Below are 12,343 nucleotides of genomic sequence, written 5' to 3'. Positions count from 1 at the left end.
TACAACGACTACCGGGAGAGATTCACATGGCAACAGTAGCAGGCCGTATCGCAGTGACTTCCATGGCGCTGGCCATATCGAGTGCCTTCGCCGCAGACCAGGCCACGCCGCAGGACGACGTCCAGCAAGTGGTCGTGACAGCGCAAAAGCGCGCGCAGACGATGGTGGATGTGCCGCAGTCGATGTCGGTGGTGGGTGGCGACACGCTCGACAAACACCAGGCCACCGGCTTTGCCGATTACCTCAAACTCGTGCCCAGCCTGCAGCTGGTGCAAAGCACGCCCGGCGAAGGCCGGCTGGTGCTGCGCGGGCTGGACACGGGCGGCGTGGCGTCCACCGTCGCGGTCTACCTCGATGAAACGCCGTTCGGTTCCAGCAGCGGCCTGGCCAATGGCGCAATCCTGGCGGGCGACTTCGACACCTTCGATCTGGCCCGCATCGAGGTGCTGCGCGGACCGCAGGGCGCGCTGTACGGCGCCAGCGCGCTCGGTGGCCTGGTCAAGTTCGTGACCAATGCGCCGGACCTGAACGGCTTCGCACTGCGCGCACGGCTGGGCGCAGCCACCGTCGACGGCGGCAAGGTGGCGTACCGCTCGAACCTGGTGGTCAACACGCCAATCAGCGACACGGTGGTGCTGCGCATGTCCGGCTCGTACCAGAAGGAACCGGGCTTCATCGACTCGATCGGCACCGCCGGCTCGGACATCGAGCGTAATATCAATGGCGCGCGCAACTACGGGGGCCGCGCGTCGCTCCTGTACAAGCCGAGTACCACATTCGACCTGCGCCTGAGCGCCGTGACGCAGAACATCGCCACCGATGCACCCGGCACCGTGGAGAGCGACCCGGACACGCTCGAGACGCTGTATGGCCGCCCGACGCAGTCGCAGTTCATTCCGCACAGGCGCGACATCCACTACCGTGTCTTCAACGGCACCGCCAACTGGAACCTCGGCGCAGCCAGCCTGACCTCGTCCACCAGCTACAGCACGCAAAAGCAGTTCGCGCGCGAAGACGTCAGCTTCAACCTGAGCGCACTGGTCGAAGAGGTGTTCGGTGTGCCCAATGAGCTTTACCTGGGCCAGGAAACCGAAGTGAAAAAATTTACCCAGGAGCTGCGCCTGAGTTCCAACGCCGGCAAAAGGTTCGACTGGCTGGCCGGCCTGTACTACACCGACGAAGAAGGCGCCATCGCGCAGCGCTACAACGCCGTGGCGCCGGGCTCGATGACGCCGGCAACCGGCCTGCCGCTGCTGGCCGACATCCGCCTGCGCTCGAACTACCGCGAGGTGGCCGCGTTTGCCAACTCGACCATCCACCTGACGCCGGTGTACGACCTCGATGTCGGTGGGCGCTATAGCCATAACAGGCAGGATGCCCGCCAGATTGGCGACGGCGCCCTGGCCGGCGGCCCGGCCGACAACCGCGCCGATTCGTCCGAAGGCGTATTTACCTATGCCGTGGCACTCAAACGAAAGTTCAGCGAACGCAGCGCCGTGTATGCGCGCGCGGCCAAGGGTTTCCGGCCCGGCGGGCCGAACGTGCTGCCGCCCAATCCCGGACCCGGCACGCCCGCCACCTATGATTCGGACAGCGTGATGAGCTACGAGGCCGGCATCAAGACCCAGACGGTCGACGGCATGTGGTCTCTCGACCTGTCGGCCTTCCACATCAAATGGAAGGACATCCAGCTGCTGGCGGTGGTCAACGGGTTTGGCGTGAACACCAACGGCGCCGGCGCCACTGCCGACGGCATCGAGATCAGCGCGGGCTTGCGCCCGATGCGGGGCTTGCGGCTGTCGGCCAACGGGGCCTGGAACAAGGCGCGCCTCGATGGCGCGACCGATCCGCTGGTGGGCGGCTTCAAGGGCGACCGCCTGCCCTTCTCGCCGAAATACACGGCCGCGCTGCTGGCCGACTATCGCTGGACGATCCGCGACACCACGCCCGCCTACGCCGGCGTGTCGGTGCGCCGCATCGCGGGGCAGTTCGCGTCGTTCGATTTCGACTACCGCACGGCCAACGGCCGCCAGCGCGAGATCCCGTCGTACAACGTGTTCGATGCCCATGCGGGCGTCGAATTGGGGACCTGGACGGTCGAACTGTTCGGCAAGAACCTGGGCAACAGCGACGGCAGGACGTCTACCGCATCCTTGCTGGCCAACGGCGGCTTCGTCTATCCGAATGGTGCGCTCGGCACCGGCGTGATCGCACCGCGCACGCTCGGCTTCACGCTGACCAGGGAGTATTGATGGCGCCCGTATCGAACGACGCACGCGCCGTTGACCGCTGCCTGCTGTTTCTTGGCGACGTGACCGAACCCGGCTTCGCCAAGACCGCCTTCGGACTGCGCGATTGGGCGGGCGAACGCTGCGTGGGCGAACTGCGCCTGCCCGGCGCCACGGTGACCACCGGCCTGCCCGCGCTGTCAGCCTGGGAGGCTGCGGCGCAGGGCGCCACCGCCATCGTCATTGGCGTGGCGGCGCCGGGCGGCACGATCCCCACGAGCTGGGTGCCGGCGCTGGCCGAGTCGCTGGCGGCGGGTCTGGACATCGTCTCGGGCATGCACGTGCGCCTCGACCAGATCGACGTGCTGAAGGCCGCCGCGGCGCGCCACGGCCGGCGCCTGATCGACGTGCGCACGCCACCCGCCGACATCCCCATCGCCAGCGGCCGGCCGCGCCCGGGGCGGCGTATCCTCACGGTCGGCACCGACTGCGCACTGGGCAAAAAATACACGGCGCTCGCGCTCAGTCGCGGCCTCGCCGCGCGCGGCCTGGACGTGACCTTTCGCGCCACCGGCCAGACTGGCATCATGATCGCCGGCAGCGGCATGCCGATCGACGCCGTGGTGTCGGACTTCGTGGCCGGCGCCGCCGAGATGCTGAGCCCAGCGGCAGCGCCCGGGCACATCGACGTGATCGAGGGCCAGGGCTCGCTGTTTCATCCCGCATTTGCCGGTGTCTCGCTCGGCCTGCTGCATGGCAGCCAGCCCGACATGTTCGTGGTGTGCCACGACCCGGCGCGCAGTCACCAGCTTGGGTATCCGGGTTCGCCACTGCCGTCGATCGAGACCGTCATCGAACAGACGATCGTGCTCGGACGCGTGACCAGTCCGGCGATCCGCTGCATCGGCGTCGCGCTCAATACCGGCAGCATGGACGCACTGGCCGCGCAGGCTGCCATCGAGGCGCATGCCCGCCATTTGCCGTACCCTGTTGCCGACCCGATGCGCGGCGGTGCCCATTTCGAGCGCCTGCTCGACGCTTGCCTGGAGATGCCATGAACTGTTCTCGTCTCGCTCCTTCCCTGATGCTGGCGCTTGCCAGCTTCCCCGCGCTGGCCGCGCCACCGGCGGGCTTCGAGGCCCGCGTCGAGACGCTGCGCCAGCGCGTCGGCACGCCGGGCCTGGCGATTGCCATCGTCGAAGACGGCAAGACGACGCTGGCGCGCGGATTCGGCGTGCGCCAGCTGGGCGCGCCGGCGCCCGTTGACGGCGATACGCTGTTCCCGATCGGCTCGACCACCAAGGCAATGACGGCGGCCGCACTGGCCACGCTGGTCGATGCCGGCAAGCTCACGTGGGACGACAAGGTGACCGACCACCTGCCCGCCTTCCAGATGTACGACCCATGGGTCACGCGCGAACTCACGATCCGCGACCTGCTGACGCACCGCGCTGGCCTGGGCTACGGCGCGGGCGACCTGCTGTTCGTGCCGCGCACGAACCTGTCGCGCGCCGAGACCGTGCGCCGCGTGCGCTACCTGAAGCCGGCCACCAGCTTTCGCAGCATCTACGCGTATTCAAACCTGATGTATGTCGTGGCGGGCCAGCTGATCGAGCAGGTGAGCGGCCAGCCGTGGGAAGCCTACGCGCGCGAGCACGTGCTGCGCCCGAGCGGCATGCGGCTGTCCACCACCGACAACGTCGACAACTTCGCCACCGCCAACCGCGCCTTCCCGCACGCGCGGATGGACGGCGGGCTGCGTGGCGCCGGCACCCAGGTGCGCCTGGACGAACGCGATGACCTGGGCCGCAACGCGGCGCCCGCCGGCGGCGTGGCCAGCAGCGCCAACGACCTGGCCGCGTGGCTGCACACGCAGCTGGCCGGCGGCGTGGCGCCGGATGGCAAGCGTGTCTTCAGCAAGGCCACGCACGCGCAGATGTGGGCGCCGTCGATGACCGTGCCGCTCGACGAGATGCCGCCGGAACTGAAGCTCATTGAATCGACCTTCGCCAACTATGGCCTCGGCTGGGACCTGGTGGACTACCGCGGCGCGCGCATGGTCTGGCATGGCGGCGCGGTGCTGGGCTTCGGCACGGCCGTCGTGATGCTGCCCGAGCAGAAGGTGGGCTTCGCGATTGCGATCAACAGCGAAGACGGTGAGCTGGTGCGGGGCCTGATGTACGAACTGGCCGACCATTACCTGGCCAAGCCGAATGCCGACTGGCCGGCCACGTTCGAGACCTACAAGGCGAACAAGATTGCCGAGGGCCTCGCGCTGCTCAAAAGCAGCGCCGCGAAACCGGTGCGCTCGACGCCTTCGGTGGCGCAGGCTGCGCTGGCCGGGACGTATGCCGACCCGTGGTACGGCAAGATCACCATCGCGGCAACGAAGAATGGTCTGCGGGTCGATTTCGGCTCGACGCCGCGCATGGCAGGCCCGCTCGTACACTGGCAGTACGATACGTGGATCGCGCGCTTCGACGACGAGACCATCGAGCCTGCGTACCTGAGCTTCGCATTCGACAAGGACGGCAAGGTCGAACGCATCAGCCTCAAGCCGGTCTCGCCCATTGCCGATTTCAGCTGGGATTACGCGGACCTGAACTTCACCCCGATCAAGGCGCCCGAATGAACCGCACCATGACGTCCACCATGACACTGGCCTGCGCCCTGCTGGCCGGCTGCGCCACACCGGCGCCGACGCCGAATCCAATGGATCCGACGCACCGCTCGCTGCTGACACTCGACGCGCACCTCGACACGCCAGTGCATTTCGGCCGCGCCGGCTGGGACTTCGGTGCGCGCCACGATCCGGCCACCGAGCTCGCGCAACTCGACCTGCCCCGCATGGCCGACGGCAGCCTGGATGGCGGCTTCTTCGTGATCTACACCGAGCAGGGACCGCTGACGGCGGACGGTTTCGCCGCCGCGCGCCGCCATGCACTGGCGCGCTCCGCGCTGATCGACGCCACGCTCGCGCGCTATCCGGACCGGATCGGCATGGCCACCAGCGCGCACGACGCACGCCGCCTCGACGCGGCCGGCAAGCTGGTGGCGTTCAAGAGCATCGAGAACAGCTATCCGCTGGGCGAGAGCGTGGCTGCGCTGGCGGAATTCCAGCGCCAGGGCGTGCGCCTGGTGGGCGTCGTCCACAGCCTGAACAACCAGTTTGCCGATTCGTCGACTGACAAGCCGCGCTGGAATGGCCTGAGTCCCCTGGGCCGCGACTGGGTAGCCGAGATGAACCGGCTCGGCATGGTGATCGATGCGAGCCATGCGTCCGACGCTGTCGTTGATCAGTTGCTGGACCTGTCGCGCGCCCCGCTGCTGCTGTCGCACACGAGTTCGCGCACAAGCTTCGACCATCCGCGCAACCTGGACGATGCGCGCATCCGCCGCATCGCTGCGGCCGGCGGCGCGGTCTGCGCATCGACGATCTACCTGGGCGACATGCGCCTGGGTCCACGACGGGGCGAGCTGTTCGACCAGATCGACCAGATCGGCGACATGACGCCGGCGCAGCAGACGGCGCTGGGCAAGGAGTGGCTTGCGCTCGAAGCGGACACACCGATGTGGAACACGAGCTTCGACCAGTACATGGCCTCGCTACAGCATCTGATCGACGTCGCGGGCATCGATCACGTGTGCATGGGCGCGGACTTCGACGGCGGTGGCGGGTTTCCCGGGCTGGCCGATGTGTCGTCCCTGCCGCGCATCACCGCGCGGCTGAAGGCTGGCGGGATGTCGGACACGGATCTGGCCAAGCTGTGGAGCGGCAATCTGCTGCGCGTGATGGATGCGGCGGCGAAGGCAGCGCAGCAAGCACGTCAATTCGGCCCATAGCCTGGTGTTATACGTGATCCATGCGCAGGAATTGATTTCCTGATAACTCAGATATGCAATTGTTATCGGGCAATGCCAACCAACTATCAATTTGTTTATCTAGAGCAACATTTATCGTTATTACCGGATTTTTTGATGTCCATTCAGGCTGGCCGCGTTTACGCTTGCCGCTGTGCACTTGCGCTCCCGGCACGATGCACGCCCCGGCTTCACCAGGTTGCCGGGGCATCAATTGCTACCTGAACGGATACTATGAAAATCAACGATCTGAAAATCGGCGCACGCCTTGGCGGTGCGTTTGCTGCCGTACTCGCCCTGATGGTCCTGATGCTGGGCGTCGCCCTCTGGCAGCTCGAGCGGATCGCCGACGCCAAGCAGACCATGGCGCAAACGTCCTACCGCGCCAAGCTGGCCAAGGAGTGGAGCCAGGGCACCGTGACCAACAGCGTCAGCACCGTTGCCAAGTACAAGAGCATCGATCCGGTCGACGAGAAGTACCACGACGCGCAGATGAAAGTCATCAGCGACAGGGCCGGCAAGCTGCAGAAAGAGCTCGAATCGCTGGTCCAGAGTGAACAGGGCAAGGCACTGCTGGCGGACATTGCCACTGAGCGCGCCAAGTATTCTGTCATGCGCAACGAGGGTTTCAAGATGAAAAGCGCGCTTGGCGCCGACAACGCCGAGGTCAAGGCGTTCTTCGAGACCAGGGTGATCCCCGAAATGCGCATTTATGTCGGCACCATCGAGAAACTCGCGACGTTCCAGGAGCAATTGTTCAACAATGCGGACAACAGCATCGATGCGACCGTCGTGTCGGCAACACGCATCCTGATCGGCCTGGGCATCGCGGCGCTGGCAATCGGCGCGGCCTGCGGCTGGCTGCTCACGCGCAGCATCACGCGCCCGCTGGCGCACGCAGTCGGCCTGGCCCGCCAGGTGGCCTCGGGCGACCTGACGGCCGATATCCGCGCCGAGTCGCGCGACGAAGTGGGCGACCTGGTGCTGGCACTCAAGACCATGAACGACAACCTGCTCAAGACCGTCACCGAAGTGCGCGCCGGCACCGAGACCATCGTCACCGCATCGCAGCAGATCGCCTCGGGCAATCTCGACCTGTCGTCGCGCACCGAACAGCAGGCCAGCTCGCTCGAAGAGACCGCATCGTCGATGGAAGAGCTGACCAGCACCGTGCGCCAGAATGCCGACAATGCGCGCCAGGCCAATGTGCTGGCCAAGAATGCGTCGCAGATCGCGGCACATGGCGGTGACGTCGTGTCGCAGGTGGTGTCCACGATGGCGTCGATCAATGCGTCGTCGAAGAAGATCGGCGACATCATCGCCGTCATCGACGGTATCGCATTCCAGACCAACATCCTGGCCCTGAATGCGGCAGTCGAAGCAGCGCGCGCCGGTGAGCAGGGGCGCGGCTTTGCGGTGGTGGCGAGCGAAGTGCGCAACCTCGCACAGCGCTCGGCCGCCGCGGCCAAGGAAATCCGCGGCCTGATCAGCGACTCGGTCGCCAAGGTCGATGCCGGTGGCCGCCTGGTCGATGAAGCCGGTGTGACGATGCAGGAAATCGTGCAGGGCATCGGGCGCGTGACCGACATCATGGGCGACATCGCCATGGCCAGCGCCGAGCAGACCACGGGCATCGAGCAGGTCAACGAAGCGATCACGCAGATGGATGGCGTCACCCAGCAGAACGCGGCGCTGGTGGAAGAAGCAGCGGCCGCCGCCGCATCGCTGCAGGAACAGGCGACGACGCTGGCGCAATTGGTCAGTGTGTTCAATGTCGGCCATGGCAGGCCGGGTAGCGCACGCCAGGCTGCGCAACCGGCAATGGCCGGGCGTTCACTGGCGGTACGCAGCACCACGCCGGCCCGCGCCAGTGTCGAGCGGGTCGAGGATGAAGAAAACGCCATCGCCTGATGACGTCTGCCGCAGCGGGCCGCCCTGGCCCGTTGTGGCACAAAAATATATATGTTGGCAACGTTATTGTGCGCACTCCCTGCGAAAGGTGATGTTCACACATTATTTCGTTTACGTTAAGCAACACCCCACGCAAATTTTTCATTTACCCCTGTAAATACAGCACGATCCGGGATTATTCTGCTCCTGAGGGTTGCCCGTAAGTAAAATCATCTGAAGGCACCCTCGATCGTCTCACCTATTGTCAGAAATGGAATAGAAATGAACATCAAGGACCTCAAGATCGGCACCCGTCTGGGTGCAACACTCGCCATCATCGTCGGCCTCATGGCGCTCATGGCAGGCATCGCACTATGGCAACTCTTGCAGATTTCGACTGCGAAGACAGAGATGTCGGAGGCCTCTGAAAAATTCATGCTGGCCACGCAATGGCGCCAGGGCGTGGCGGTCAACCGGGTCAGCACCATCGCGCGGTTCAAGAGCACCTCGCCTGCCGACGAGAAATACCACGAGCAGGAAATGAAGGCGGTCAGCGCCAACGTGAGCAAGGTCCAGGACGAACTGGAATCGCGCATCAAAAGCGACGAAGGCAAGGCATTGATCGCCGCCGTGGCGACGCGCCGCACCGCCTACATCGACGCGCGCAATGCCGCTTACAAGCTCAAGCGGGAACTGGGGCCTGACAATCCGCAGGTCCCGGCCTATTTTGAACAAAAGGTGATGCCGGAGATGCTGGCCTACACCGAGAGCGTGAATAAAGTCGCGGCCTTCCAGCAGGTGCTGTTTACAGCTGCCAATGATCAGATCGAGGTGCTTGACCAATCGGCACGACGCTCGCTGATCGTGCTGGCGCTGATCGCGCTGGTGGTCAGTATCGTGCTGGGATTGATGCTGACGCGCAGCATCACCACGCCGCTCAGGCGCGCCGTGGCCCTGGCGCGCCAGGTTGCGGCCGGCGACCTGACAACCGAAATCCGCACCGAATCGCGCGATGAAGTCGGCGACTTGCTCGATGCCCTCAAGACAATGAGCACGAGCCTACGCAAGACCGTGACCGAAGTGCGTGCCGGAACGGAACACATCGTCACCGCATCGCGCCAGATTTCGTCGGGCAATATGGATCTGTCGTCGCGCACCGAGCAGCAGGCCGGCTCGCTCGAAGAAACCGCCTCGTCGATGGAAGAGCTCACCAGCACCGTGCGCCAGAATGCCGACAATGCGCGCGAGGCGAATGTGCTGGCCAAGAACGCATCCCAGATCGCGGCGCACGGCGGCCAGGTGGTGTCGCAGGTGGTCTCGACGATGGCATCGATCAATGCCTCATCGAAGAAGATCGGCGACATCATCGCCGTCATCGACGGCATTGCCTTCCAGACGAATATCCTGGCCCTGAATGCGGCCGTCGAAGCAGCGCGCGCCGGTGAGCAGGGCCGCGGCTTCGCGGTCGTGGCCAGCGAAGTGCGCAACCTCGCGCAGCGCTCGGCCGCCGCAGCAAAAGAGATTCGCGGCCTGATCAGTGACTCGGTCCAGAAGGTCGATGCCGGCGAACGCCTGGTCGGTGAAGCCGGCGCGACGATGCAGGAAATCGTCCAGGGGATCGGGCGCGTGACCGACATCATGGCCGAGATCGCCTCGGCCAGCGCCGAGCAGAGCACGGGCATCGAGCAGGTCAATGAGGCGATCACGCAGATGGATGGTGTGACGCAGCAGAACGCCGCGCTCGTCGAAGAAGCGGCGGCAGCATCAGCGGCGCTGCAGGAACAGGCGACCACGCTGGCGCAGCTGGTCAGCGTGTTCAATGTAGGCGACGGCAGCGGCGAGGCGATTGCCGCCGCCACGCGCGCACCTGCCCCCAAACGCTCGCTGGCGCTGCGGGCAAAGGTGCAGGCACGGACTGGCAAGGTCGGCCAGGAAGCCGTTGCCTGACAACGCGTCACTGCCGGGCCGAGGCGCGCTACAGCGCCAGCCGGGCGGCAGCCGGCGCCGCAGTGCGCTGCCGGGCGCCGGTCGACAGCCGCGCTTCGATCATGTCGAGCATCGCCTGCGCGGCGTGGGTCAGGTCGCGGTCCTTGCGCTGCACGATCAGGATCGGGCGCACCACGGCTTCGGTATCGAGCGCAATGGCGACCAGATCGAGACTGCGGAACTGGAACAGTGTCAATTCGGGTACCAGGCTGACACCCAGCCCGTGTCCGATCAGCGCGGCGACGGTGGCCAGGTGCTCGACCTCCAGGCCGGAATGCCGGACCGCCAGCCCGTGCGTGAGCCGGTCGACATGCTGCCGTACGCTGGTCGACGGCGCAAGGTGGATCAGTTCGCAGCCCACCAGGTCAGTCATGCTGATCTTGCGCTTGTGCGCCAGCGGATGGTCGCGCCGGCAGACGAAAAAGAACGGATCGCTGCACAAGGTGCGGGTGTCGAACTCGGCCAGATTGGCGCCGGGCGCCGTCAGTGCAAGATCGACCTTTCCCTGCCGCAGTAGCTGAAGGCACTGATCCGACAAGGCATCGAACAACTGGACCGTGATGCCGGGATAGGCTGCCTTGTATTCTGCGAGCACCTCCGGCACGCCATTGGCGGCCAGCGAAGGCAGCACGGCCAGCGCCACGCGGCCCTTGCGCCGCGCGATGAAGTCACCCATGTCGGTAAATGCAGCGTCCAGATCCGACAGCAGGGCGCGCGCCACTTCCACGAACAATTCCCCCTCGGTCGTCAAGGTCACGTTGCGCGTGTCGCGCTGGACCAGCTTCGCGCCGACGTTCGCCTCGAGTTTCTGGATCACGGCACTGAACGCCGATTGCGACAGATGGCAATGCTCGGCCGCCTTCGTGAAGTGGCGGTACTGATCCAGCGCGAGAAACGCCTGCAACTGCCTGGTGGAGATATTCGGTAGCATCGTCCGCCCATTAACCCAAAAAATCGCACAATCAATCGGAAAAATCCATTTTACAAGAAAAAGCTCTGCACCCAAGATTGGCCCAAGTGCTGCATCGATCAGCACACTGACTATATTGGAGACTTCAATGCTGGCCCTGCTTGGCTTCGTCACGATTTTCGCGCTGCTGTTTGTCATCCTCGGCAAGAAGATGTCCGCCCTGGTCGCGCTGATCGCGATCCCTGCACTGACTGCGCTGATCGGCGGCTTCGGCCTCGAGATCGGCACCTTCATCACCGACGGCATCAAGGCGATCGCACCGGTGGCGGGCATGCTGCTGTTTGCCATCCTGTTCTTCGGCATCCTGACCGACGCCGGGATGCTCGACCCGATCGTCAACCGCATCCTGAAAATCGTTGGCACCCACCCTGCCCGCATCACCCTTGGCACCGCCGTGCTGGCGGCGATCGTCCACCTCGACGGTTCTGGCGCGGTGACGTTTCTCGTCACCGTGCCAGCGATGCTGCCGCTGTATATCAAGCTGAAGATGGACAAGCGCATCCTGGCCTGCATCGTGGCGATGTCGGCCGGTGTGGCCAATGCGCTGCCATGGGGCGGCCCGACCCTGCGCGCGTCGGCCGCGCTGCATATCCCGATGACCGAGCTGTACCTGCCAATGGTGCCGGTGCAGATCGCCGGCATGCTGTTCGTGTTTGCCTGTGCCTGGATGATGGGCGTGCGGGAACAGCGGCGCCTCGGCCTGACCGGTGCCACGCTTGCCGGCGCCGCTGGCAGCATGGGGAGCCATCACGTGCCCGAGATCGACGAGGCGCAACAAAAACTGCGCCGGCCCGGGCGCTTCATTCCCAACCTGCTGCTGGTGGTCATCGTGCTGGCAACGATGATCAGCAATGTGCTCAATCCGGTCGCCTGCTTCATGTTCGGCACCGTGCTGGCCCTGATGATGAACTACCCGGATGTCGCCGAGCAGCGCGCCCGCGTCGATGCGCACGCCAAGGCGGCCCTGATGATGGCGAGCATCCTGTTTGCCGCCGGTGTTTTCACCGGCATCATGAAAGGCAGCGGCATGCTGACCGCGATGGCCCAGGTGCTCGCGGCCAGTATCCCGGTCAGCCTGGCGAGCCACCTGCCGTTCGTCACCGGCCTGGTGTCCATGCCGCTCAGTTTGGTGTTCGATCCGGATTCGTTCTATTTCGGCGTACTGCCGGTACTGGCCGAGGCCGGCAATGCCCTCGGCGTGCCGCAGGTGCAACTGGCACAGGCCGCGCTGCTCGGCCAGATGACGACCGGCTTTGCCGTCAGCCCGCTGACACCGGCAACGTTCCTGCTGGTCGGCCTGGTGGGCATCGACCTGGGAGAACACCAGCGCTTCACGATTCCCTACCTGTTCGCCACCACGGTATTCATGACCTGCGTCGCCGCGCTGATCGGGCTGTTCCCGTTCTGA

The 12,343-nt window shown here is 65.2% G+C and carries 8 protein-coding genes; 7 read left to right on the top strand and 1 reads right to left on the bottom strand.

Going from position 1 to position 12,343, the window contains the following annotated elements; genetic code table 11:
* The first annotated feature begins 26 nt into the window (after positions 1–26).
* The 6 genes from AC56LN_RS03975 (at position 27) to AC56LN_RS03950 (ending at position 9,926) form a co-directional block, all read left to right on the top strand.
* On the top strand, positions 27–2,252 hold the full coding sequence (locus AC56LN_RS03975) for a TonB-dependent receptor (RefSeq protein WP_499570054.1): 2,226 nt from the start codon (positions 27–29) through the stop codon (positions 2,250–2,252).
* Positions 2,252–3,286, top strand: coding sequence for an N-acetyltransferase DgcN family protein (locus AC56LN_RS03970; protein ID WP_499570053.1), 1,035 nt, complete (start codon positions 2,252–2,254; stop codon positions 3,284–3,286). Before AC56LN_RS03975 ends, AC56LN_RS03970 begins: the two co-directional genes overlap by 1 nt.
* Positions 3,283–4,860, top strand: a complete 1,578-nt coding sequence (locus AC56LN_RS03965; RefSeq protein ID WP_499570052.1) for a serine hydrolase — start codon at positions 3,283–3,285, stop codon at positions 4,858–4,860. The genes AC56LN_RS03970 and AC56LN_RS03965 overlap by 4 nt, the downstream gene beginning before the upstream one ends.
* Positions 4,857–6,071: a dipeptidase gene (locus tag AC56LN_RS03960; protein WP_499570051.1), complete on the top strand. Its 1,215-nt coding sequence runs from the start codon at positions 4,857–4,859 to the stop codon at positions 6,069–6,071. Before AC56LN_RS03965 ends, AC56LN_RS03960 begins: the two co-directional genes overlap by 4 nt.
* A gap of 252 nt (positions 6,072–6,323) precedes the next feature.
* Positions 6,324–8,000, top strand: a complete 1,677-nt coding sequence (locus AC56LN_RS03955) for a methyl-accepting chemotaxis protein (protein WP_499570050.1) — start codon at positions 6,324–6,326, stop codon at positions 7,998–8,000.
* Positions 8,001–8,261: 261 nt separating this feature from the next.
* The gene (locus AC56LN_RS03950; protein ID WP_499570049.1) at positions 8,262–9,926 is read left to right on the top strand and encodes a methyl-accepting chemotaxis protein; all 1,665 of its coding nucleotides are present in this window, start codon (positions 8,262–8,264) and stop codon (positions 9,924–9,926) included.
* Positions 9,927–9,954: 28 nt separating this feature from the next.
* On the opposite strand, the gene AC56LN_RS03945 is transcribed toward AC56LN_RS03950, so the two are convergent.
* Positions 9,955–10,896, bottom strand: coding sequence for a LysR family transcriptional regulator (locus AC56LN_RS03945; RefSeq protein ID WP_499570048.1), 942 nt, complete (start codon positions 10,894–10,896; stop codon positions 9,955–9,957).
* On the opposite strand from AC56LN_RS03945, the gene AC56LN_RS03940 reads away from it, so the two are divergent.
* Positions 10,877–12,343: a CitMHS family transporter gene (locus tag AC56LN_RS03940; protein WP_499570047.1), complete on the top strand. Its 1,467-nt coding sequence runs from the start codon at positions 10,877–10,879 to the stop codon at positions 12,341–12,343. The two genes, AC56LN_RS03945 and AC56LN_RS03940, sit on opposite strands and share 20 nt — an antisense overlap.

The organism is Telluria sp. ZT3P26 (assembly GCF_059686035.1).
Note: the sequence above shows the minus strand (reverse complement) of the source record. Positions and strands in the feature narration are given on the sequence as shown.